At 37.2% G+C, this 24,518-nt stretch carries 31 protein-coding genes; all 31 read right to left on the bottom strand.

Features of this window, described 5'->3' with window-relative positions:
* Positions 1-136: 136 nt before the first annotated feature.
* The gene (purF, locus tag HT709_RS08345; protein ID WP_000220653.1) at positions 137-1,579 is read right to left on the bottom strand and encodes an amidophosphoribosyltransferase; all 1,443 of its coding nucleotides are present in this window, start codon (positions 1,577-1,579) and stop codon (positions 137-139) included.
* A 92-nt stretch (positions 1,580-1,671) separates the two neighbouring features.
* On the bottom strand, positions 1,672-5,397 hold the full coding sequence (locus HT709_RS08340) for a phosphoribosylformylglycinamidine synthase (protein ID WP_023935460.1): 3,726 nt from the start codon (positions 5,395-5,397) through the stop codon (positions 1,672-1,674).
* A gap of 55 nt (positions 5,398-5,452) precedes the next feature.
* On the bottom strand, positions 5,453-5,596 hold the full coding sequence (locus HT709_RS12225) for a phosphoribosylaminoimidazolesuccinocarboxamide synthase (protein ID WP_079211609.1): 144 nt from the start codon (positions 5,594-5,596) through the stop codon (positions 5,453-5,455).
* Position 5,597: 1 nt separating this feature from the next.
* Positions 5,598-6,305, bottom strand: coding sequence for a phosphoribosylaminoimidazolesuccinocarboxamide synthase (gene purC, locus HT709_RS08330; RefSeq protein ID WP_000043297.1), 708 nt, complete (start codon positions 6,303-6,305; stop codon positions 5,598-5,600).
* A gap of 169 nt (positions 6,306-6,474) precedes the next feature.
* A complete protein-coding gene (gene comB, locus HT709_RS08325) occupies positions 6,475-7,824 on the bottom strand; it encodes a competence pheromone export protein ComB (RefSeq protein ID WP_023935462.1) in 1,350 nt (449 codons plus the stop codon).
* Positions 7,825-7,836: 12 nt separating this feature from the next.
* Positions 7,837-9,990 carry a peptide cleavage/export ABC transporter ComA gene (gene comA, locus HT709_RS08320; protein WP_023935464.1) on the bottom strand — a complete coding sequence of 718 codons (2,154 nt, stop codon included), beginning with the start codon at positions 9,988-9,990 and terminating at the stop codon, positions 7,837-7,839.
* A gap of 351 nt (positions 9,991-10,341) precedes the next feature.
* A complete protein-coding gene (locus HT709_RS08315; protein ID WP_172925675.1) occupies positions 10,342-10,833 on the bottom strand; it encodes a hypothetical protein in 492 nt (163 codons plus the stop codon).
* Positions 10,814-11,410, bottom strand: coding sequence for an ATP-binding cassette domain-containing protein (locus HT709_RS08310; RefSeq protein ID WP_000687786.1), 597 nt, complete (start codon positions 11,408-11,410; stop codon positions 10,814-10,816). Before HT709_RS08310 ends, HT709_RS08315 begins: the two co-directional genes overlap by 20 nt.
* Positions 11,407-11,889 carry a stage II sporulation protein M gene (locus tag HT709_RS08305; protein ID WP_001232096.1) on the bottom strand — a complete coding sequence of 161 codons (483 nt, stop codon included), beginning with the start codon at positions 11,887-11,889 and terminating at the stop codon, positions 11,407-11,409. Before HT709_RS08305 ends, HT709_RS08310 begins: the two co-directional genes overlap by 4 nt.
* Complete coding sequence (locus HT709_RS08300) at positions 11,886-13,022, bottom strand: hypothetical protein (protein ID WP_000698830.1); 1,137 nt, start codon at positions 13,020-13,022, stop codon at positions 11,886-11,888. Before HT709_RS08300 ends, HT709_RS08305 begins: the two co-directional genes overlap by 4 nt.
* A 6-nt stretch (positions 13,023-13,028) precedes the next feature.
* Positions 13,029-13,325 (bottom strand): uberolysin/carnocyclin family circular bacteriocin, encoded by a 297-nt coding sequence (locus tag HT709_RS08295; protein ID WP_000837727.1) that lies wholly within the window; start codon positions 13,323-13,325, stop codon positions 13,029-13,031.
* Positions 13,326-13,867: 542 nt separating this feature from the next.
* Complete coding sequence (locus HT709_RS08290) at positions 13,868-14,761, bottom strand: XRE family transcriptional regulator (protein ID WP_138706030.1); 894 nt, start codon at positions 14,759-14,761, stop codon at positions 13,868-13,870.
* Positions 14,762-14,781: 20 nt separating this feature from the next.
* Positions 14,782-14,976, bottom strand: coding sequence for a hypothetical protein (locus tag HT709_RS11905; RefSeq protein WP_000757185.1), 195 nt, complete (start codon positions 14,974-14,976; stop codon positions 14,782-14,784).
* Positions 14,977-15,486: 510 nt separating this feature from the next.
* Positions 15,487-15,693, bottom strand: a complete 207-nt coding sequence (locus tag HT709_RS08285) for a hypothetical protein (RefSeq protein ID WP_023938646.1) — start codon at positions 15,691-15,693, stop codon at positions 15,487-15,489.
* A 77-nt stretch (positions 15,694-15,770) separates the two neighbouring features.
* A complete protein-coding gene (locus HT709_RS08280; protein WP_000846995.1) occupies positions 15,771-15,950 on the bottom strand; it encodes a hypothetical protein in 180 nt (59 codons plus the stop codon).
* An 80-nt stretch (positions 15,951-16,030) separates the two neighbouring features.
* Positions 16,031-16,246 carry a bacteriocin immunity protein gene (locus HT709_RS11900; protein WP_079247587.1) on the bottom strand — a complete coding sequence of 72 codons (216 nt, stop codon included), beginning with the start codon at positions 16,244-16,246 and terminating at the stop codon, positions 16,031-16,033.
* Positions 16,247-16,249: 3 nt separating this feature from the next.
* Positions 16,250-16,417: a class IIb bacteriocin, lactobin A/cerein 7B family gene (locus tag HT709_RS08275; RefSeq protein WP_001047583.1), complete on the bottom strand. Its 168-nt coding sequence runs from the start codon at positions 16,415-16,417 to the stop codon at positions 16,250-16,252.
* A 236-nt stretch (positions 16,418-16,653) separates the two neighbouring features.
* Entirely contained in the window at positions 16,654-16,848 is a 195-nt protein-coding gene (locus tag HT709_RS08265) for a class IIb bacteriocin, lactobin A/cerein 7B family (RefSeq protein ID WP_000180815.1), read from the bottom strand.
* Positions 16,849-16,882: 34 nt separating this feature from the next.
* Positions 16,883-17,038: a hypothetical protein gene (locus HT709_RS08260; RefSeq protein ID WP_171039272.1), complete on the bottom strand. Its 156-nt coding sequence runs from the start codon at positions 17,036-17,038 to the stop codon at positions 16,883-16,885.
* An 11-nt stretch (positions 17,039-17,049) separates the two neighbouring features.
* The gene (locus HT709_RS08255; protein ID WP_000658224.1) at positions 17,050-17,178 is read right to left on the bottom strand and encodes a smi_0059.1 family bacteriocin-like peptide; all 129 of its coding nucleotides are present in this window, start codon (positions 17,176-17,178) and stop codon (positions 17,050-17,052) included.
* Positions 17,179-17,545: 367 nt separating this feature from the next.
* A complete protein-coding gene (locus HT709_RS08250) occupies positions 17,546-18,592 on the bottom strand; it encodes a DUF6287 domain-containing protein (RefSeq protein WP_172925674.1) in 1,047 nt (348 codons plus the stop codon).
* A gap of 29 nt (positions 18,593-18,621) precedes the next feature.
* Positions 18,622-19,962: an N-acetylmuramoyl-L-alanine amidase family protein gene (locus HT709_RS08245; RefSeq protein WP_172925673.1), complete on the bottom strand. Its 1,341-nt coding sequence runs from the start codon at positions 19,960-19,962 to the stop codon at positions 18,622-18,624.
* Between the two features lie 46 nt (positions 19,963-20,008).
* On the bottom strand, positions 20,009-21,184 hold the full coding sequence (locus tag HT709_RS08240; protein WP_172925672.1) for a CAP domain-containing protein: 1,176 nt from the start codon (positions 21,182-21,184) through the stop codon (positions 20,009-20,011).
* Positions 21,185-21,382: 198 nt separating this feature from the next.
* Positions 21,383-21,970 (bottom strand): recombinase family protein, encoded by a 588-nt coding sequence (locus HT709_RS08235; protein WP_023935475.1) that lies wholly within the window; start codon positions 21,968-21,970, stop codon positions 21,383-21,385.
* A gap of 604 nt (positions 21,971-22,574) precedes the next feature.
* On the bottom strand, positions 22,575-22,700 hold the full coding sequence (locus HT709_RS12070) for a PncF family bacteriocin immunity protein (RefSeq protein WP_007284823.1): 126 nt from the start codon (positions 22,698-22,700) through the stop codon (positions 22,575-22,577).
* Between the two features lie 2 nt (positions 22,701-22,702).
* Positions 22,703-22,933: a bacteriocin-like peptide BlpU gene (gene blpU / locus HT709_RS08230; RefSeq protein ID WP_172925671.1), complete on the bottom strand. Its 231-nt coding sequence runs from the start codon at positions 22,931-22,933 to the stop codon at positions 22,703-22,705.
* A 193-nt stretch (positions 22,934-23,126) separates the two neighbouring features.
* The gene (locus HT709_RS08225) at positions 23,127-23,327 is read right to left on the bottom strand and encodes an SPPN_00645 family bacteriocin-like peptide (protein WP_172925670.1); all 201 of its coding nucleotides are present in this window, start codon (positions 23,325-23,327) and stop codon (positions 23,127-23,129) included.
* 32 nt (positions 23,328-23,359) lie between these two features.
* Positions 23,360-23,548, bottom strand: a complete 189-nt coding sequence (locus HT709_RS08220) for a hypothetical protein (protein WP_138703720.1) — start codon at positions 23,546-23,548, stop codon at positions 23,360-23,362.
* A gap of 19 nt (positions 23,549-23,567) precedes the next feature.
* Entirely contained in the window at positions 23,568-23,750 is a 183-nt protein-coding gene (locus HT709_RS08215; protein WP_061439961.1) for a class IIb bacteriocin, lactobin A/cerein 7B family, read from the bottom strand.
* A gap of 110 nt (positions 23,751-23,860) precedes the next feature.
* A complete protein-coding gene (locus HT709_RS08210) occupies positions 23,861-24,001 on the bottom strand; it encodes a hypothetical protein (protein ID WP_001004581.1) in 141 nt (46 codons plus the stop codon).
* Positions 24,002-24,012: 11 nt separating this feature from the next.
* Positions 24,013-24,141, bottom strand: a complete 129-nt coding sequence (locus tag HT709_RS08205) for a smi_0059.1 family bacteriocin-like peptide (protein ID WP_050266023.1) — start codon at positions 24,139-24,141, stop codon at positions 24,013-24,015.
* Between the last annotated feature and the right edge of the window lie 377 nt (positions 24,142-24,518).

The raw sequence follows: 24,518 nt of genomic DNA, 5'->3' as shown, positions 1-24,518 counted from the left end.
GGTCTCTAGCTTTGGTCCCATAGGAGAAAGCGTCTACTGACAAATGCTTTAACTTTTAGTCAGTAGTGAGACGTGAAGCATAAGCATTCTTATTTGTCATTTTTATATTCCTTTTCTTTAATGGAGAATCTGTCATCTATTTGTAAAAACTGGTCTTTTCTTCCAAACTTCGACGATAGTCTTCTTCATAGTCGTAGAGAGGCGTTGGGTAATCACCGTCAAAGTAAGCGACACAGAGACCGCCATTTGGCGCATCCGTTTCAATACCAATTGAATCAATCAACCCTTCAACAGAAAGATAAGTCAGACTGTCCGCACCAATGATTTGGCGAGTTTCTTCAACAGTATGATTGGCCGCAATTAGCTCCTGACGGGTCTGGATATCAATCCCGTAGAAGCATGGATAAGCAAGCGCTGGACTACCAATGGCAACGTGAACCTCAGTCGCACCAGCTTCTTTCAAGAGCTGAACGATACGACGAGAGGTTGTTCCACGTACAATAGAGTCATCAATCATAACCACACGCTTGCCTTTGACAACACCAGAAACAGCAGATAGTTTCATCCGCACCCCTTGCTCCCGCAATTCTTGAGTCGGTTGGATAAAGGTCCGTTGGGTGTATTGGTTCTTGATAAGTCCCATTTCATTTGGCAAGCCTGATTCTTCCGCAAATCCCATAGCCGCGCTGAGGGAAGAATTGGGTACACCGACCACGATATCCGCCTCATGCTTGAATTCACGCGCCAATTGGGCACCCATACGTTTACGTGCCGTATGAACATTGACACCATGAATGTTAGAATCAGGGCGGGCAAAATAGATATACTCCATAGAACAGATTGCTAACTGAGTATCATCTGTATAGCTATCATACTGGATGCCCTTGTCATCAATGATCACAATCTCACCTGGCCTCAAATCACGAATCCATTCAGCACCAATAACCTCAAAAGCACAGGTTTCAGAGGAAACAACCACCGCTCCGTTAGCCATTTTCCCGATAGAAAGCGGACGGAAACCATTGGGGTCAAGAGCCGCAATCAACTTGTCCTCAAACAGCAAGATATAGGCAAAACCACCTTTGACAAGGCTGAGCGCTTCCTTGATTTTGCCCATCAGGCTAGGATTATGACTGCGACGAATGAGGTGAGCCAAGATTTCAGAGTCCGAAGTCGCACTGAAAATCGCGCCTCTTTGTTCCAGTTCTTTCTTGAGAGAGGCTGCATTGGTCAGATTTCCATTATGAGCCAACCCAAACTGCATATCGTGAAAACGGAAGAGGAAGGGCTGGATATTATCTACAGAAGCTTCGCCAGCAGTCGCGTAACGCACATGCCCAATCGCACCAGTTCCCGTCAATTTATCCAAATTAGCAGGATTTCTGAAGACTTCTGATAAAAGTCCCATGTCACGATGGCGCTTCAATTGCCCCTGATCATTGGAGAGGATTCCTGCCCCCTCTTGACCACGGTGCTGAAGACTATGGAGACCAAAATAGGTCAACTTAGCAGCATCTGGATGTCCCCAAATACCGAAAACACCACATTCTTCATTAAGAGATTTTACTTCGTATGTCATTTTTTATACCTAATTTTCATTTGTAATCATCAAGAGCTAGATTTACATGACTTTTACATTACTGATACCATCTATTAGAAAATCTGTAAGTCTTATTTTCCAGTGAAATGTTTAACCGCTGATGCGAACAGGTGTTGGTCTTTATTGCCTGGGATATTTTGGAAAAGACCATCCTCATAACGTTCTGAGTGGCCCATCTTACCGATGATTTGACCATTCTTGCTGGTAATTCCTTCGATGGCATGGACAGAACCATTCGGATTGTACTTAGAATCCATACTTGGTTTACCGTTAAAGTCAACGTATTGGCTGAAAATTTGTCCATTGTCACGGAGCTCTGCAAATTCCTCAGCCGTCACGACAAACTTCCCTTCACCGTGCGAAACAGGAATAGCGTGGATATCGCCCACTTGCACACCAGCCAACCATGTCGAGTTGCTATTGGCAATACGAGTTTCCACCATCTTGGCCACGTGTTGGTTGGCATCATTGTAGAAGAGGGTTGGACTAGTACTGTTAGCATCTTCAAAGTTTCCGTATGGTAGGAGACCCGATTTGACTAAGGCTTGGAATCCATTACAAATACCGATAATCAAGCCACCACGGGCGATAAAGCTATCAATAGCCACACGCACTTTTTCATTAAGCAGGATATTGACGATAAACTTAGCTGAACCATCTGGTTCATCCGCAGCCGAGAATCCACCGGCAAAGAAGAGAATGTTAGCCTTACCGATGTTGTCAACCATGGTTTCAACTGACTTGACAATGGCTTCTTCATTGAGTGTCACGAATGGCACCAAGTTAACCTCTGCGCCTTCTTTTTCAAATGCCTTGGCTGAGTCATATTCTGAGTTGGTTCCCGGGAATACTGGGATATAGACCACCGGTTTTTCAACCTTTTCTTTTGCTTTAATCACAACATCTGATACCACAGCTGGTACTTCAGCCAGTTCTTTGGCTTGAGCAAATTCTGTTGGGTAAACTTCTTCCAATTTGCCTTGGAAGGCACTGTCAAGTTTGTGTCCATCTAGCTTCACACCGTTGACAGTCAGTGTAAAGGCTGCTTTCGTTTGTCCAATCTTCTCTACTCCAGCAATTTCTTCAGGAGATGTGAAGACAAATCCGCCCAATTGTGCTGTCAAAGAACTTTCAAGTTCAGGCAAGATTACCTCTGCACCGATATGATTTCCAAAAGTAGCAAGAGCCAAACTTTCAACTACACCACCGTATTTGACAGCTGATGCAGACGTCACTTTATGGTCAGCTTGGCTTGCTTCAAACTGAGCAAAATTTTTCTTAATCAAGTCAAAATCAATCTCTGCAGAGAGGGCTTGACCTGGGATGTAGTAGATATTTTCCCCAACATCTTTAAATTCTGGAGAGAGCACCTTACGGCTATCTGCCGTCGTCACCCCAAATGCAACCAAGGTTGGCGGAACGGTCAATTCTTCAAAGGTACCAGACATGGAGTCCTTCCCACCGATAGATGGCAAGCCAAGTTGAATCTGAGCTTCAATAGAGCCTAGAAGGGCGGCTACTGGCTGACCAAAACGCTCTGCTTGCTTGTCCATCCGCTCGAAATATTCTTGGTAAGAGAAACGAGCCTTAGACCATTTGGCACCAGCAGCCACCAAACGAGCAGTTGCTTCGATAACCGCATAAGCAGCACCGTGGTATGGAGACCATTCAGCTACATATGGGTTGAAACCTTGAGCAATGACCGACGCAGTATGAGTCACACCGTGTTGAACTGGCAATTTCTGCACAGATGCCTCAGTTGGTGTAAGTTGGTAACGACCACCAAGTGGGTGATTAACCGTTGAGCGTCCAACAGAGCAGTCAAAGACAGTCTGTAATCCTTTTTGACTTGCATGGTTGAGGTCAGATAGAACCGTAAGGGTATCTGATTCCAGTGTGTCAGCGCTTGTTGTGCGTTCTTCTGGGAGTTTGACATCCTTATCTACAACCTTTGCATCAACGACCACGCGCACACCATTGGTATCAAGGAAACGGCGTTCCAAGTCGACAATGGTTTCACCATTCCAGTGCATGACAAGATTTGGTTTTTCCGTCACTGTCGCCACCACAACAGCGTCAATATTTTCTTTGTTACATTCAGCAACGAAGGCATCTACATCCTCAGGACGAACCACGACTGCCATCCGTTCTTGAGATTCAGAGATGGCAATTTCGGTACCATTCAATCCTTGGTATTTAAGAGGCACCTTATTAAGGTCGATTTCAAGACCGTCTGCCAATTCACCGATAGCTACACAGACACCACCAGCACCAAAGTCATTAGACTTCTTGATAAGACGAGTGACATCGCCATTACGGAACAGACGTTGAATCTTGCGTTCTTCGATGGCATTCCCTTTTTGAACCTCAGCACCAGCAGTCTCTACAGACTCAACCGTTTGAACTTTAGAAGAACCTGTCGCACCACCGACACCGTCACGTCCAGTCTTACCACCGAGGAGGATAATGACATCGCCCGCTTCCGGTTTTTCACGGACAACATTGCCCTTGGGAGCCGCACCAACAACGGCACCAAGTTCCATACGTTTAGCAACGAAACCTGGGTGGAAATATTCACGAACGTAGGTTGTTGCAAGCCCAATCTGGTTACCGTATGAAGAATAACCATGAGCCGCTGTTTTAGAAATGACTTGTTGTGGCAGTTTCCCAGCGCGAGTTTCTGAAATCGGTGCTGTAATATCACCAGCACCTGAGATCCGCATGGCTTGGTAAACATATGAGCGACCTGACAATGGGTCACGAATGGCTCCACCGATACAGGTAGCAGCCCCACCAAATGGCTCAATTTCCGTTGGGTGGTTGTGAGTTTCATTCTTGAACATTAGGAGCCATGGTTCTTTCACACCATCAACGTCCACTTCGATTTCTACTGAGCAAGCATTGATTTCATCTGACACTTCCATGTCGTCCAAACGTCCATTGGCACGCTCATAACGACCGAAAATAGTTGCCATATCCATCAAGGTTTGCGGTTTTTCCGTACGTCCCAACTCATCACGCATAGCGATATATTTGTCATAGGTTGACTGCAATTGCTTTTGGAATTTAGAAGCTGAGAAATCAATCTGTTTCAACTCTGTCTCAAAAGTCGTGTGACGGCAGTGGTCAGACCAGTAAGTATCCAAAACCTTGAGTTCTGTTTCCGTCGGCACGCGCCCGATTGACTTAAAGTAGTCTTGGATAAAGAGCAAATCATCCACTTCCATGGCCATCCCTTGCTCGGCCTTGTAGCGAGCAAAGTCTTCTGCCCTATAGCTTTCAAAGAAAGTCAATTTAGGAATGGTCTTGTCTGACTCAGAAAATTCCTGCTTGGCAATCCCTGTCGTGATGTCCTTGAAACGAGAATCAACTGGGTTGAGCAAGTAGTTCTTGACCGCTTCCAACTCAGTCGCATCAATATCCTTATTGACCAAATACAATTGTGCTGTATTGACCGTTACATCACTCGAACTTCCCAGCAAAAGCAAGGCTTCTTGCGAAGAAGCTGCACGCTGGTCAAACTGCCCTGGCAGGCTTTCAATGGCAAAGAAAGCATAATTAGCAAGATCCGCCTGCACAGATACTTCATCTAAAACATGGTCGGTCACCTGCTCAGAGAAGATGTGCTTCTCTGCAGGTGCAAACAAGTCCTCCGCCAAATCAAAGACATCATAGACTTGCACAATACGAATACTTTTCAAGCTTGAAAGTCCCAAGTTATGCTGGAGTTCTCTCACCAAACTCTCTGACTTGACCTGAAAATCAGCCTTTTTTTCAACAAAAATACGTTTATCCATCAATCCTTATTCCTTTATTTCAGCTCTTGCAATGTTCCCAACGACCTTGAGGTTGTTATTTCAATTCCTGCAACTTTTCCCAAACAATCTCATAAACGTCTGTTAGCTCTCCTAATCCCCTACGGAGTGAAAAGGTCTGGGGGACCTTTTCAGCCTGAGTCCTTTTAGTTGAGAGACGAAGGTTTTCCGTTGCAAACAGATTATTTCAAACCTTGCAACTTCTCCCAGACAACTTCGTAAACGTCGGTTAGTTCTCCCAATCCTCTACGGAAAACATCCTTATCCATGTGGTTGCCATCCGCATCCCACAAGCGGCAGTTATCTGGTGAAAATTCATCTGATAAGATAATCTTGCCATCCTTGTCAAAACCGAACTCTAGCTTAAAGTCAATCAACTTAAGTCCAATCTCAGCAAACCAGACCTTCAAAAGTTCATTGATACGACGAGTTTCTTCCTTCAAGTAGGCGATTTGCTGGTCATCCGCAATCTGTAGGAATTTCACATGTTCGTCATTGATAAACGGGTCATCCAAATCATCATTTTTATAGTAAAATTCGACAATCGGAGTCTCAAATGCGATTCCTTCGTCTACACCAAAACGTTTTGAAAAGGAACCAGCCGTGTAGTTTCGGAGCACGACTTCCAAAGGAATAATCTTAACCTTTTTATTGAGTTGCTCCGTGTCTGAAAGCTTCTCCACAAAGTGAGTCGCTACACCAGCTGCATTTAACTTCTCAAAAATAAAAGATGAAATCTGATTATTCAAGACTCCCTTACCTGCAATCTGCTCCTTCTTGACACCATTGAAAGCAGTCGCCTGGTCCTTGTAAGTTGAAATAATAAGATTTTCATCCTCTGTTGTATAGATATCTTTAGCTTTTCCCGAATAGATCAATTGTTTTGACATTTTAAAGTTCGCCTTTCGTATTACTTGAGCACATTCTACCATAAAAAACCAAAAAATACAAGAATTTAACCGAATAAATAGCGTAGTGACGTCAAAAATCATAAAGAAAAAACTGCAAGAAACATCTTTCTCACAGTTTTAAAATCATTTAACTCTAAAAACACGAACATTACTCTTTGTTCAAAAATTGATCCAAATAATAACGCAGATAACTTTTCTTGCCCGTAATCATCTGCAGGCGACCTTCCACCCCATATCGAAGTTTTTCAGCCTGCTCCGAAGTTAGATTAGTCTCCGCCTCGATTTTAAAGAAATTCCCTTTCTCAGTCTTAGTAGCTGTCGCATCAATACTTGTAATAGTAGAATCTAGGAAAAATTGATTCTTGGCATCATGAGTCGTAGTATAGCGAACAGAATCACCGACCTTGATCCTTGCTACATCTTTCGAACTGAGATAAGCTGTAAGTTTGGCTTTCCCTTCTTTTTCCAAGGACGGATAGAGTTGGGCTAGTAAGGCACCTTCTGCAACCATGCTAGAATCACTGGTCTCAGGATTGAGATGAAGTACCCCATCCTCACTCGCCGTAATTTTCCCCTTGTCTAAAAGATTTCCCTGTACCTTCTTACCTGACTCTGCTTCCAAGATTTTCTGGTCTAGAAGGGTCAATTCCTGACCAACCTTTGCCAAGTGTTGGGATTTGAGAGACTCCAATTGACTGCTTAAACCAGACGCGTAGGCTTGCTGGGTACCTGAACCTGCATACTGAACACGGTAAGTAGCAAGACTAGATTCTAACTGAGAAAGCTGCGCTTCAACCTGCGCAACAGCCTGAGCCTTAGCTTGCGGATTTTCCTCGCCCTGAGACTTGTAGGACTGGTAGAGAGAGTAGGCTAGATTCTGACTGGCCAAGGAAGCACCTGTTTCCATAGCTGACTTAGCTGTCTGGTAATCGCGAATTTTAGCCTCTGTTTGACTGATGAGATTCCCGATTTCAGCTTGGGTTTGACTAGTTGCTGCATTCTGGGACGCGATGGTCTCGTTTTGTTGCGATGTACTAGCCCTAAGACTGCCTGCTTGACTGATGTAGTCGCGAAAGGTGGCTTGGTAGCCAAACTTATCCTCCTCTGGAAAGTGGTTCTCCCCTTCTTGCAGGCTCTTTTGCAAATACTCCAATTGCTTTTTTTGATCCTTAAGCATGTCCAACTGACTAGCATAGGCCTCTGCTTGGATACCCTCCGCCCCTTCCTGATATTGAACCAACAGTTCTCCCTTTTTAACCAGCTTATTTTCTTCCAAATGATTGACAAGAATGCGATTGTTGCTAGTTGACTGGATATTTGCAAGGATACGACTAGGTTCGACAGTAGCCCTAGTAGACAAGCTCATCTCCTTCTCTGCAAATGTTGCAAATCCAAGCAAAAACACGAGCAGAAGGGACATAGGTACAATCACCCGACTGGAAAAATTATGGTAACGACGATTATAAAACTCCGCACTTTCTAAAAATTCTGCTTTCATCCTCTCCTCTTTCTAGCTATTTACCAAATGGGCATAAAAGCCACCCTGTGCAAGCAAATCATCATGCTTTCCTTCTTCGACAATCTTGCCCTGATCCAAAACAACCACCTTCTCTGTCCGCTCAGCAATGGTCAAGCGGTGAGCAATGAAAATCAAGGTCTTGTTCAAAGCCATGAGATTATCAACAATTCGCTTCTCTGTCAAAATATCCAAACTGCTAGTCGCCTCATCCAAAATCAAGACCGGTGCATCTGTCAAGAGAGCACGCGCCAGAGCGATTCTCTGCCGTTGACCACCTGAAATCCCTGCCCCATCCGAAGTCAACTCTGTCTGGTAATTCAGTGGCATCCGCTCAATGTCCTCCCGAATCTCTGCCAATTCAACCGCCCGTAAGATGTCTTCCTGTGTCGTCCCCTCCTTGGCTCCCAAAAGAAGATTGTCCAAAATCGTTCCGTTAAAGACATAGGGCTGTTGAGGCAGATAGTTAATGTACTGGCGCAGGGCTTTTTTATCAATCTGATTGAGATTGACACCACCCAGACTAATCTCTCCCTGACTTGGGTCGTAAAAATTAACCATCATCTTGGCCAATGTCGTCTTACCTGACCCTGAAATCCCCACAAAAGCCACCTTAGAGCCTTGAGGAATGGTCAAATTGATATCCGACAAGACATCTCGACCATAGCCATACTTATAGTAAACCTGCTTGAAAGTCATCTCTCCCTTCATCAAGCTCAAATCCTCAACTGTTTTCTTCTCCTCAAACTCCGAAGCTACCAGATACACTTCATTTAAACGGTTATTGGCAACCTGCGCTGTCTGAAGCTTGGTTTGCAGATTGATGATATTTTCCAAAGGATTGGTAAAGTAAACAAGCAAGGTATTATAGGTAATCAACTGCCCCAAACTCATCTTGCCATCCATGACCAGAACAGCCCCCATCCAGAGAATGCCGACATTGAGCAAGAGATGGGCAACTTTTTTCAGAGCCTTTTGCTGACTCTCTGCCCGACTATAGGTAAAGGATTTCTTCAGATAATCCACAAATTCCTTGTCAATCTTTTGGTAACGCTGACTTTCACTGGTCAAAGACTTGATAGTCTCAATACCGTTGATGTCCTCAATGATAGAAGAAGACAGAACCGCATTGGCTTCCATGGTGTCCCGATTCATCTTTTCAAACGGCTTCATAAAGGCAAAGATAATCACTGTGTAGATAGGCAGCGCCAATAAGGTCATGAAAAAGAGATTGGTATTTTGTGAAAATAAAACAAGGGAAATAATGACAACCGTTGACACATCTAGGAAAATCGAAAGGATGGTCGAAGCCAGCGCATCAATAATACTATTGGCATCTGTAAAACGAGACACGATTTCCCCTGTTCTGCGTGTCGCAAAGAAGGACATGGGCAAGTGAAAAACATGCTTGATATAGGACAAAATCACATCAATCGACAAGCGTTGCCCCAAAACAAGTAAGAGATACTCCTGAGCGTAAGACAAAATCTGCTGGAGAATATAGACGATAACCAGCCCAATAGAAATAATCCCAAGCGTCGAACGCATCTGATCTGGCACATAGGTATCAATGATAGACTGCAGATAATAAGAACCCACAATGTTAATCAAGGTTACCAAGAGTGTTGCCAAAACGATATTGGCAATCAAGCCACGCTGCTTCACTAATATAGGGATAAAAGAGAGCAGACCATTCTTTTGTTCCTTATGAGGCTTGTAGTCTGGACTAGGTGCCATAAAAAGAGTCACTCCTGTCCATTCTTCCGCAAAACGCTCACGTGGCAGTTTGGTCAATTTCACCCCAGGATCTGGATCGGCAATATGAATGCTATCCTTATCCTGCCCAGTCACCACATAGTAGTGGAGCAATTTTCCTTCCTTAAGAACATGGGCAACAAAAGGAAAAGTCAAATCTGGCAAGTCAAAGAGCGTCATATCCGCCTTAATTGCTCGCGTCTCAAAACCAATTTCCTCTGCCACCTTGACCAAGCCCAAAGCCGTCGTCCCATCCATAGTCGTCTTAGCCAATTCTCGCAAGTGAGCCAAAGAATAATAACTACCATAGTAGCCAAAAACCATAGCTAATGAAGCTACACCGCAGTCCATCTGATCCACCTGCGGACGATAGTGACGTTTCCCAAATTTCATCTTCATCTCCTTTTTCCTAATACTCAATGAAAATCAAAGAGCAAACTAGGAAACTAGCCGCAGGCTGCTCAAAACACTGTTTTGAGGTTGTAGATNNAAGGCGACGTTGACGTGGTTTGAATTTGATTTTCGAAGAGTATAAACTCATCTGATAACAACTATCTTACCCCAATCCTCAAACAAAAACTGGACTTCCTCCCCAAATGCGCCTATCTCCCTCCCAACTGCACTTTTTGGATAAAGAAAATAGGCAGAACAAACGTTCTACCTAGAAAATATAAGAATTCCAAGTTAATAAAACCGAAATGATTTCGTGTCATTATTAAGTAAAGAAAAGAAATTTTAGTATTTCTAAAAACTATTTATAATAGACACTATAGCATTAAATAAAAATGGTACAGAAAATACTACTGTCAATCTTAAATTTTTAAATCTCGCATAATTTGTTATCCCAATTAGTAATACTGTCAATATGCTGAAATAAGCAAACTTTATATCCGATGGATTAAATAAGTAACAAAGTAAAATGCTAAAACTTAAGGTTATATTTTTAGATAAAAGAATATCTCCAAAGTTCCTCTTATCCTTATCAGAAAATAATGTAATCAGAAAGAGAGAAAATCCATATTCAATAAGAGTTGCTATAAATGTGAAAACAACAGAAATCACTGTCAATATTGTTTCTATTTTAATTGTAAAAAGATTAGATAGTTCAGATAATTTATCAATTTGTTCATCTAAAATTCCCGACTTCATCAGTAAATCAATAAACAAATATAAAAGAAAAAGATAAATAATCAGATTCATTAATTTGTATAAACTATTATTTGTTTGAAATTTCATAAACCCGTCCTTCCTCTATTAAAATCCTTTGAGATTTGCTAATCAATTCTTGATTCAATAAATTATGAGATACATATATAATAGTAGAGCTTTCTTTCATGGAAATTAAACGTTTAGCAATCATATCAATACTTCTTGCATCCACTGTTGATAAGGTCTCATCAATAAAAATATAATCCCAATTTTTAGCAAAAATTAAGGATAAGCCTAATTTGAATTTTGTTCCAGTAGATGCTGTCATATAGTTATCTCCGATTTTATTATCAAAAAAAGTATTAATTTGTTCTTTATCCTCAAATGATAGATGGATTTGAAAAGAATCACACAACAACTGCAAATTTTCTTCTATAGTAAATGGAATAACCCCAAGCTGATTGGTATCAAGGTATAGTACATCTTTGGAGACACAATTCTTTAAACCACTATCAAAAGTCTCTAGCCCAGCTAAAAGTTGTAGAAGGGTGCTCTTTCCTGAACCATTCTCTCCTTCAACTCTGTAAATTCCCTTATCAATCTCTAGTGATATATTTTTCAGTATACATTTATCATAACTTTTAGATTCATTTTCAATTTTCATAATTTAATTCCCTCTATCAACGCTGCTAAAATTAATAAAATATAAGAAATGATATACCATTTTAAATTACTTTTTATATAAATAAGTATATTTTCAATTCCCCTATCCTTCAATAATCGGTATAAAAGATACTGACTCATACCTTGATACCAAATAAAATTCGGTATTTCAATAAGACCATGAGGTAATATTCCTTTTATTGTAGCTACTATTCCAATCATCTGACCAGATATACCCAATTGTATTCCTAAAGATAGCAAATCAAAAAGTTGCAATAAGGGCGAAATCGGAAAACAGAATAGATATAGCAAAAAATTTGTAGAATTTGCCTGTAAAACTGTCAATGTAAATTGTAATTCCAGTTTCGGAGGTATAGTAGCAAAAGTCTCACTTTTTAATATAAAGCTTAAAAGTAAACCTAGTGAAAAACAGACCGTACAAAATAACACATAGTAAATCAGAAAACCACTTTTTCTCATCTAATGCCCCCTACTAAAGTTACAAATAATATCAGAAAACAATATAAAACCAGAAAACTCCATCTCAATAAACTAATTGTACCTTTAATTAAAAATAGAGCTTTCTTATAATAGACATAGGCTATAAAATAATTGAATGGAATCAATAACAAATTCAACAAAATACTTTTTATATCATTACTATAACTTGTCACCGGAATCAAACATAACAACAATGAAAATTGTAAGAAAGAGATTAAATGCGTCAACATCATTAGTTGTGCATTCTTAAAAAAGAAATTCATTTTAGAATGATTAAGAGCAGATAATTGAAGTAAAGCTAGATCTACCCCAATTGAGGATTTATGATTCCCTATTATTGCCTCCATTAATGTGATATATATTGAGGTATAAAGAAACAATATTGGTATTTTTGTACCATCAATTGATAACATCGTCATCATATACCAAAATAGATAGGAAAGAAGAATACTAATCAAAATAAAAGAAAAAGTTAACCCTTTATTTAACCAACAAAAACGAAGCAATATAAATAGACTGCTACGAAATCTTTTTTGGCTCATTCGACTGCTTTTAAAATAGAAATTACTCGCGTGATTATCTAATATCCCCATAACTAAAATAAAATAATTGAGTAGTATGACATAAATTACAACTTGTCCTTGTTCTATAGACAATAGTCCTATAGATAAAAATAAGAACAATTTACTTATAATTGAAAACAAACTAGGTAGAATTAAAGAAATAATTTGAATAACTATCAAACAAAGAGTAATGTATAAATAAAAATATCCAATAATATCTAGAAAATACAAAATAAATAAATAAATGAATGATTGTAAAATTTGGAAAGAATAATATTTCTTGACAATGGCAAGAAGATAGAGAAAAATATAGTTTTTCCTTATATAGAAAGTATTTATTTTTTTACTTTGGATAGGCAGTTTCATATTATAACGATTCAAAGTAGCGTAATCTACTACCAAAAAAAGTAAAAATAATTTCCCTTGAAAAGGAAGATAGCTTTTAAAATAGATTGACAAACTTATGATAACAAAAAACAAAAGGGTTATCCCAATAAAATTAAGATAACCTAAAATACTTTCACATTCTTTTTTAGAAAGTATTTTCATCTAGTTCTACCATAGAGCTGCTTGAGCAGCACTCTTCTTTTTCAATATATAAAGAACTGTTGCTGCAATACCCGAACCAATAGAACCTACTCCTGTGATTGCACCTACAATTGAAATTACTGCTGTAACTGTACTATAAGCACTAATCAAATTGACTACAGTAGCAGCAGCTTTTGTCGAAATTCCTAATGTCCCAGCCAACATAGGAAAAGAAACAACACCTAAGCTTAACCAACTAATGACTGCTAACATTGCTGAAACAATGAGAAATTTATTATGAAATTCCATTCTTTTAGATTTCATTTTAGTGTACTCCTTTTGTATATTATGTATGTTTTATTGAGAGTTAATTCGCACATGTTGTATTCCTAACTCTCTTCAAATGTTCGTCTATATTTTATACTACTTTTATTAACATATCTATAATAAATAAATTACTACTACATTTTCCTAGATTATCAAATTACTTTTATATCACTAAGACTCAATAAAAGATAATGTCTATTTAACTTTTATACGATTACTACCTCCTTTTTAGTTTACACTTCCTACATCATAAATAAACATACTCAACCCTCACAATCTCCAAATCACTCTTTTATATCATTGAAAATTGAGTTTCATCCTCTATACTAATGTAGGAAACCTATTAAAACATTCCTTTAATCCAATATAAGAATACTTTATTCCATTAATCTCTACCTGATATTATAGATAGAACCAAACTCTTATACTTAAAGGGACAAATAACGTTCCAACCATAATAAACCTCCTTTCTTTTTGAGAGCGTTTTCTTTATAGACTTAGTATAACAAAAACATGAAAAAAACAACATGACTTAGAAGTCAGGTTGTTGGGAAATCTATTTGTTTTTCTTCTAAGATTCTCTGAACTAATATCTGATCATCTAGCAATTCTGCTAGAGAAATTGCCTTTTCATAGAAACTTTCTGCCTCTAAAATATTCTTGTCTACAAATAAAGCATATTTTGCCTTTAGCAAAAATAGATGAGGTCGGTAAAAAACATGTCTTGTTTTAGCAATAATTTTCTCAAATGTTTGAATATATATCAGACTATCTTCTGTCTGAATTTGGATAAATAGGCTCAGAAGAACTTTTTCCATCTGAGCTAGGCTAGCCTTATCTTCATATTCTGAACATAGCAATACTTTTTGAGCTAACTCCTCAAAATGTTCTTTATCTTTTAATCCCATAGCACAACAAAAGAAATACAATTCAATAATCAACAAATCATTTACAGAAAAATATTTCTTTTTTAATAACTGCTGGAAATATTCTTCCACTAACCCTAAACCGTAGGTCACATCTGAACTACCATAAATATCAAAACGAGCTTGTGTCACATCCACAATTAACTGCTCTTCCTCAGGCAAATTCTCATAATAGTTTTCATATATTTCCTCAAGTATAGCTTCTTTTCGTTCGATTCTTCCCTTATCAGCGTAGGTTTGAGAATGAATCAGCTCATCTTTGAGTTTTAGGAATCCTTTTGGAATCTCTATAACCTTAACATCCACAATATTCTGTAATGATACTCCAAGTTTATCCGCAATCAATAATAATTTAGGAAGTGTTGCTAAAGCTTGCCCATTTTCAATACGTGCTAGCTGACGAATCGTCAACTCTGATTCATCACCACAAATATCTATCTGAGTTTTTCCACAAGATCGCCTAATAGTTTTGATTTTATAACCAATTTCACGTTTCAACTCATCCATAGTAATACTCCTTAAGTTGATTACAAAGATTTCTTTTTCTTCCTAATTCTTTTGTCAATCATGTACAAAACGATAATCGAAAACAGCGGTGGTACAATATAACTCTTTTCACTCATTGTCAGCTGAAATCCCAGAGTTGCTAGTATCTTAAAGATGAAAATATTCATCAAAAATAGAAAAACAAATACTAAAAAATATCTTAAAACCTTCTTCATTTCTTTTCTTCAACTCTCCTAATTTCTATAACTATTTTATCAAAAAAGTACGAACAACAATACAAATAAACTTCAAACGATATAAATAAACACCTCAACTGAACTTTTTGGCAAAAAATAGGCAGAACAAACGTCCTACCTACTAAAAATATGCTATTGAAAGGAAAATGATTTTTTTCTGACACCCTAGGCAAGCTTGGGACAAATAAATCATTGATAGTAACCTTTACGACATCCTATTTAAAGTTACTTCAATTTTTAATGTCCCTGCTATTTCTAAGCCACCTCTGGTATAATCTATTCCTAGTCAGAATAGATAACACCGTTCTAAATTACGATTCATAGTTACTTCAATTTTTAATGTCCCTGCTATTTCTAAGCCACCTCTGGTATAATCTATTCCTAGTCAGAATAGATAACACCGTTCTAAATTACGATTCATAGTTACTCCTTTTTTTGATTCGTTACTATAAGACACCTATTCCCTATAGAGCGTCTACTACCTCAAATTTATCCATTCTTTTTTTCTTTACTTCTGTATAAAAGAATGAAGACCATCATAAATAATGCAATCGTTGGTATATTGAAACTATCAAACCAAGTAAGTAAAGATACTTTATTCATGTCAGCTACTAATCTGATGATGATATAAGACATTGAACTAAGTAATACCATAATTTCAGGCCAAACTTTCAGTATTGATTTAATAAATTTCATATTAAACTCCAATGTGATGCATTCCTAGATTCTAGCCTAGCCATTTTAGCGCAGACTAACAAGTCATTCTTAACTGTTTACTCTACTCGCTTTTTATTGACCTTATATCCTAGATAAAAGAGCCCAAATAAAACAGGGTAAATTTCTGGATAAAATAGGGTATTGATTGGATTTCTCAAAATCAAATACGTTGCGATGTAGATTATGAGCGATACGGTAAAATAACCCTCAGTAAAGCCTAATAAAAATGTTTTCATAGAAAGCTCCTATCTACCTGACAAGAATGGCGGAAAAACGCTACCATTCATATACACAAAATCCTTTTGATTCATGTTCTTCATTTATAGTTTTGATTATTTTTTGACAAATCTTTGCGAAAAATACCAAAATATGCTGAGAAAAGCAAACCAACCAAAGTCCATTGCCAATTAAAGTATACTAACGAACCTGTACGAATCACATGAAGCGCGACATTAAGAATTATTCCCAACAAAGGAAATATAGTGGCTAGTTTAGGTAACAATGTATTGAGATTAAGGTTGCGATTATTCATTATCTAACGCCCACGACGAGCCAAATCTGAACCAAATTTGTAACCAGCATTAAAAATTTGTACAGCAGCATTCAGTACTCCTGCAATCCCAACTGCTTCCGCAAGACCAAAACCACCTTTTGTTCCCACTAATTCATCGTCAGATAATTGATAAAATTGTTCTAAGTTCATATTCGTCATTACTCCTTTGTATTATATTTTATTGCTATGTAAATGATTAAAATGAGTATTGGATAAGTAAATACTTCTGAAATATCCATAAAATTTATACTATACTGTCCAGATAATATTTTATAATCAATTAAAATTTGAACGATAGTAAAAATAATACGTAGCGATAACAATACCCCTAATAATATCACTTCTTTTTTTAAAAACATAGAAATGCCTCTCTGACTACAATCAGATTATGGTCTATTCGCATAATACCCCAAAGCTGCTCCTCCAGCAAAAAGCGCTGCTGCTCCACCTGCTACTGCTGCACCTATCTTCCAGATAGACACTCCGGCGATTACAAGAGGCAATGCTCCCCCATCCACATCCATCAACTCTTCTTCTGTAAGAGCTACAAAGTTCTGTTCCATTTTGTCAAAATTTGTCATCTTTTTTCTCCTCTTGTTCTATTTTTTCTAAATCTTATCTTCTAAAAAATGGGGTTCCAATAAATACACCGCGTAACAATAGACCTGTAATTAGACCCCGTTGATAGCTTTCCTTGCTACCACCCACCAGCAAAGCTAAGTCGCTCTCCTTTAATACTTCAATAGTATACTTATCATTCATTTCATTCATCTCTTATCCTCCTAAAAACCAAAACCTCTACGAAATCCAATGTACCAATCTGCAAGGGTCTTCACCCAACTTTCTCCACCTTGAATATCGGTCAATTCTTCCGAAGTTAGCTCAACAAATCCGTAATAATGTTCTTTCATTATTTTATTCCTTTCTTTTTCTTCTCACTTATCTATTCGAAAAAAATTTCAAAAATGTACAACTAAATTAAATTTTATTTAAAAAATAATTTAATGAACCATGAATAGAAAATTGGCAGATACATAAACCAAACTCCTTCCTTTTTCCTCTTACTTATCTATTCGAAAAAAATTTCGAAAATGTACAACTAAATTAAATTTTATTTAAAAAATAATTTAATATACCATGAATAGAAAATCGGTAGATACATGAAGCAAACTCCTTTTCTTTTCCTCTTACTTATCTATTCGAAAAGGAAGTCAAAAAAATAAGAATATCAGAAAATTTTCCGACATTCTTATTGATAAATTTGTAAGTCTATTAAAACTATTCTACCTTGTAAAAAAATCCCTCGGTACTACCATTGATAAGTTGGTGTCCAAACCATAAGCGGTCTTGTGTAATATCAGACGAGTCAGTATAGCCATTATCTGAAGAAGAGGTGACAGACATGGTTATAGGGATTCCTGCTGGCAAAAAGGCAATAGCTGCACCAGCACCTCCATCTTTAGAAACAGAACTTGCCTTGAGATAGTGGTCAATTTCCTTAGCATGTTCAATTGAAATCTTGGAATGATCACTTACTAAACCATTTTTGTCAAAGGTGAATTCAATACCTGTACGATTCCTCCAAGTGCCTGCGACACTAGAAAAATCTCCATTTTGAATTGCAGTAATATCCATCCCTTTACTTTCTGACGGAAGGCTTGTTTCTCCATTTATAAGACTTGTGACAGATTTCCAAAAGAAAGATCTTAGGTCAAGGGAAGGTGGTTTTGTCCCCAGTCCCTCTTCTGTATCTGATTCAATGACTAGTTCTAACCGTGTTCCATCCTGATTCAACTTGTATAGTTTAAGTTGGATTTGATTAGTAGATACTCGGGTAGATAATTGAAAATAACCATTTTCTAAAGGATTAAAATGTACTCGCTCTCCAATAAAGTCCAGATTGTTTTCTGCATTGGTCAGTCGAATAACTTCACCATTTTTAAGAGTTCGAATATCTAATAAATCGTAATAGTTAGAATCCATTTTTAGGGCAATCAAAAGTTCGTCCGTACCGTCTTGGTCTAAATCATACAAGCTATACTGTAATCCAGAATATTCTTTAGGATAAGTGTTTTTTAAGTTTGCTTTTGAATTGATCTCTGTATGTGAAGTTGACGAACCATCTAATACTTTGGCATATTCTTTAAGAACAGGATTATATAGGGTGTAATCAGGTTTCTTCTCTTCCGATGTAGAAGAAGTTGAACTAGTACTTGAAGCAATTGCTTCAGAACTTGTTGCAGAAGTGTTTTCACTCTGATGTTGGCAAGCCGTTAAAATAGAGATAGCTAATATACTAATACTGAATAGAAATAATTTTTTCATATGTTTAATCTTACAATTTGAAATTGTTTTTATACCCACTCACCGTTGTAATTGACACGGTAGCCATCAGGTGTAGTTGTATTGATTGCGAGTACACCAGAGCTATAGGCATAGTACCATTTGCCAGAAACTGTAAACCAGCCTGTTTTCATAGCACCTGAGCCGTCGAGATAGTACCACGTGCCGTTGTCTTTTACCCAGCCAGTTTGCATCCAACCAGAGTTATCAAAACGATACCAAACACCATTGATTTTTTCCCAGTCATTAGTTGTATAAGTGCCATCTTCGTGTTTATACCACCAGCGACCATTCGAATACATCCAAGTAGATTTAGACTGATGGGTCGTCATGGTTGTATCCGTGTTAGAATAGTTTCCAGATGACGAACTTGTAGAAGTTGACGAGCTAGATGAATTCGAACCTGATTGAGTAGTCGTGTTAATATTTGAATTTCTCGAAGGATTTCCGATAGTCACCTCTTTTCTAACTTTAAAGACACGTTTTCTTGTATCAGTTAAGTGATCATAAGGTGAACCAGCTTCCCCAGACATCTCCAAGATATATGTTCCAGCAGGAAACTGTTTTGAAACAAAAATATCACCTTTAAATTTATTGCTATAAATTAAGGGGAGTAGAAATTGGTCACTAACGTCTTTAGTTAAACCACTAAAAATTACCGCATTATGACTTTGATATACAACTTTTCCACTATCCTTATCAATTAAAGTAATATTTCCTTTGGCGGCTTTATCTCCCCCGTGTTGTAGTGGCTCTGAAATTTTTCCTTCGAAGCTAAGTCCAAAATAATCAATTTCAACCTTTGTAATTGTTGCTTCTATTTGTTTTTCAGTACTCGTATTCGAGATAGTATTTGCTTGATTATTTGATAAGACTTCTAGTTTGGTTACATAAGTGTAAAAAGGACCACCTTTTCCCAGATTTTCTCTGACATCAGCAGTTAACTTATAGCGAGTACCATTTAGCTCAAACTTCATGGTATAGATACCATAGTCTGTTGCTTTAAAGACAATTGTTTTACCGTTGAATGTGGCGATACCATTGGATTCAAAACTTGCAAATTGCTTAGAAAATTCTTGTCTATAAGCTTTGTCTACATAATCAACCGTTATAAATTCACTATTACCTTTAGAAAATGCTCCGAGTTGTGCTTTTCTTTTTTCTACAAGCGTCACATCTGTTGCGACTAAATCTGTATCACGATAACCAATAGCAGGGACTTCAACATAAGCATTGGCTGCTGGAGACCATACTTTGACCATTGGAATGTCTGCAGCATTGACACTTGAAATTGTAGCTCCTGTTGCTAGGAGTGATAAAACTGCTGTAGTCGTTAAAACGATTTTTTTCATAATTTTTGTATTCCTTTTCTTTTTATCTATTTTTTATAATCTTATCCTATACCCACTCACCGTTGGCATTGACACGATAACCGTCAGGTGTAGTCGTATTGATTGCTAGTGCACCAGAGCTATAGGCATAGTACCATTTACCAGAAACTGTAAACCAGCCTGTTTTCATAGCGCCTGAACCGTCGAGATAGTACCAAGCCTTACCGTCTTTCAACCAACCTGTCTGCATCCAGCCTGAACTATCGAAGTGATACCAGATATTATCTAATTTTGCCCACTGATTGTAAGGGTAAGACCCATCAAGTTGCATAAACCACCAACGAGAGCCCGATTGTTGCCAAAAACCCATACCCCTACCAATATCTTGCATTTGAAAAAAGAAACCTGGTTTATTAGTCCCGTTAGACTTACCTTGTTTTGTTTTCTTACTGGTATGAGTTCCGATTGCCTTCAAGTCTTTGTCAAAAAGATTCGCCTTAGTCGCAAATGTTTGAATCTGAGAAGAATTTGCTTCTGTATATTGAATGGCCTTTCCATAACCACCAGCTAATTCTTCAGAGCCACCAGATGATGTTCCGAAACTTTGTGCAACGGTAATCCATCCATTTTGAGTGACAGGGTTTTCAAAGGCTGCCAAACCCATATAGGTCAATTCTGAATTGATTAAGGATTCGTAGTGTCCAGTTTGACCAGATACACTTGCCCCACTACGAGATTTGACGTAATCTGCTTTTTCGTCATACCATTGATTAATAGCTGTCATAAATCCATCATAGTTCCAAGCTAAGTTTTCGGCTAGTGAAAAATTCCCTGAAGGCCAGGCACTCCAAATATCTTTATTAGATAAACGTTTATGATGCCTAGTTACAGAAGCTTCTGCTGCCCGAACGAAGGCTGTTTTTTCTAGTTCAGTTGACCATTTGATCGGAACATAGCTAGTAACTAGACCTTCATCTGCTGCCTCTTTTCGAATAGCATTGATACGATCTAAGATAGCCTGTTTATCTGGCGTTAAGAAAGTCCCTTCAATCCCAACTAGAGTAGTACCAGAAGAAGTACTAGTGACCTCAGAGTTTAAGATATTGTAGGATTGACCTTTGATTGCTTGAGTGGAAACCAGCCTATCATTAGCAACTACTGATTGTGATGTAACAATTCCTACCCCAAGAAGTGATAGAGCTGAAATCGTTGCAAGTGTGAACTTTTTAGCTTTGGTGTCCATTTCGTGTCCCCCTATTTTTATTTATTGTAAAATAATCAGTTTGTCCTAAAATCTAGACTTTTTTGGACAAACTTGATAAAATGGAAGTGTAATAATAATTGGTCAAAATGCTGGATTTTAGAACCTTTTTTCTAACGAAAACGCTTCTAAAATAGACTGTATTTTCTGTCCAAAAAATCCTAGGTTTTTTGACAAGAACTATGAATTTTTTATCCAATTGTGAAAGGTGCTTTTTGATACTCCTAAGATGTCTGCACCTTCTCGTAAGGTTATTTCTTTTTTCTTATATTGAGCTATCACATCAGGGAGATTATTCGGAACAACCAATTTTGGTCTGCCGAATTTCTTCCCTTTTTTCTGTGCTTCCCGTATTCCTTCCATTTGTCTTTGTTTGATTTGTTCTCTTTCAAACTGTGCCACATAAGATAGGACTTGTAAAACGATATCGGAGATTAGTTTTCCTGTGATATTATCATTGCTATTCTTTGTATTTAATAAGGGGAAATCTAAAACAGTTATATTTACTTTCTTTTTCTTAGTAATTGCTTGCCATTGTTCTAAAATTTCATCATAGTTTCTTCCCAACCTATCAATTGATTTAATAACCAATTCATCATTTTCTTTCAAGGTAGTTAATAATTTTTGATATTCCATTCTGTCAAAATCTTTTCCTGAAACGTAATCAATAAAAATATTCTCTTTTGATAATTTGTTTTCTACCAATGCTGAAAATTGCCTATCAATATTTTGTTCTTTTGTAGATACTCGAACATAACCGTAACGCATAAAAACTCTCCTTTTTACACTTATTGTAAAATATAAAAGAGGGCAAAATGCCCTCAAGGAGTAGTGTATTCAATTTCTAGCAATTATATATTAGTTCAAACTACTTCATCAAGACTTAAAAGTATGTAAAAAATCACAAACTAAGACCTTCTTCATTCCTTTTCTTCAACTTTCCTAATTTCTATGCCTATTTTTTATCAAAAATACATGTAAAACTCCAAATGATGCAAATAGACACTTCAACTGTACTTTTTAGCAAAAAAATAGGCAGAACAAGCGTCCTACCTACTAAAAATATGCTATTGAAAGGAAAATGATGTTTTACTGACACCCTAGGCAAGCTTGGAACAAATAAATCATTGATAGTAACATTTGTGACATCCTATTTATTACTACAATTGCCAATGTCCCTGCTATTTTTAAGCCGCCTCTGGTATGATCTATTCATAGTCAGAATAGATAACACCGTTCTAAATTACGATTCATAGTTACTCCTTTTTTTGATTCGTTACTACAAGACTCCTATTTACCTGATAAGAGGAGAGATGGTTCTCTTTACATGTGCAAGATAATTTTGAATCAGATTCATCATTTATCGTTCTGATTATTTTTTGACAAATTTTTCTGTTTTCTTCTCCGAAGACTTTAAAAATTTTTTTCTAATTAAATCATCCATATAGGGACCAAATATACCAACTACTAAACCAATAATAAAACTTTTAAAATCCATAATTACCACCAACATGTCGCTGCATAGGCCACACCTCCAAATATAGCTCCTCCCGCAGCACCAGTTGCTGCACCTTGCCATGTTCCTGTTTTAATTCCTAGCTGAAGACCTCGTGCTGCTCCTCCTCCAACACCTGCTTTGGCAAAATCTCCCCAATTGCATCCGCCACCTTCAAGGCAAGCAAGCATCTCAGTATCCATAATTTCAAATTGTGACATCGTTTTTGTATTCATAACGAATACCTCCTTTTTTATTTTTAATATTTATCTTGTTGCAAACTTGACAAGTTTGGTATAGCGGTGTTTATTAAATTTTTTCATCCAAATCTTGAATTACTGAAATAATCATTCCCTGTATTCCTCTTATTTATCTATTCGAAAACGAATCCAAAAATATAATATATGATGTCAATTTTAATAAACTATATTAATAAAATGCATTGTAAACATTTCGCCCAAATGCTCTACCAGCATTATAGATACTACCGAAAAATCTTCCCGTACTATCAATCACTTTATGGACATCGATGTTAATATTACCTCTCCATGGCACTCGACCGCCCTCTACTGTTGCTAAATCTTTTTCTGTAAGACTTGTAAATCTTTCTTCAATTTTTATCATATTCATTATGTATGTTCCTCTTTATCTATAATTTTTTATTAAAACAAATAATTGTAAACCATTTCGCCAAACTTCTGCCCCGCCCAATAAACCGGTCCTAAAAGTAATGTCCCTAAAGCATAAATCCCAACTACTCCAACTATGAAAATGAATACTTTTACAGGAATTGACTGCAAACTGTAAAAATTCTCTACTCTAGTAATCCAACTTTCTATTATGCGTTCCATTAGCGCTCATCCTTCCCTGTTAACGTCCACGACGCTTAGCATGTGCTCCTGAAGCACCATCTACCGCACCCAATAAAAATGTTCCTGCAATTGCGACTCCTCCAACTACTACCAGACCAAATAGCAAGCCTCCTTCTACATCGGCCAATTCCTCATGACTCATTACATGAAAACTATTTTCCATATTTTTAATTTGTTCCATCTTATTCTCCTTTTTTGATTCTTAACGATTGAAAAAGGTAGTTATTTGTATTTCCTTTTTCATATATTCTGTTCATTGTTGTAGGTAAGCTTTACTCTCTAAATGTTATCTTAGAATCCAAATAATGCACGACGTAAAATGAACCCCACCATTAAACCATGTTGGTAACTTGCCTCACTACCACCCACCAGCAAGGCTAAGTCGCTTTCCTTTAATACTTCAATAGTATATTTATCATTCATTTCATTCATCTCTTATCCTCCTAAAAACCAAAACCTCTACGAAATCCAATGTACCAATCTACAAGGGTTTTCGTCCAATTTTCTCCACCTTGAATATCGATCAATTCTTCCGAAGTTAGCTCAACAAATCCGTAATAATGTTCTTTCATTATTTTATTCCTTTCTTTTTTCTCTCACTTATCTATTCGAAAAAAATTTCGAAAATGTACAACTAAATTAAATTTTATTTGAAAAATAATTTAGTAAACCATGGATAGAAAATTGGTAGATACATGAAGCAAACTCCTTCCTTTTCCTTCTCACTTATCTATTCGAAAAAAATTTCGAAAATGTACAACCAATTAAATTTTATTTGAAAAATAATTTAATGAACCACGGATACAAGATTGGTAGATACATGAACTAGGCTCCCTTCTTTTTCCTCTTACTTATCTATTCGAGAAAGAATCCAAAAATGTACAACTAATTAAATTTATTTGAAAAATAATTTAGTAAACCATGAATAGAAAATTGGTAGATACATGAA

The organism is Streptococcus sp. 1343 (assembly GCF_013277355.1).
Lineage (GTDB): Bacteria > Bacillota > Bacilli > Lactobacillales > Streptococcaceae > Streptococcus > Streptococcus pseudopneumoniae.
Note: the sequence above shows the minus strand (reverse complement) of the source record. Positions and strands in the feature narration are given on the sequence as shown.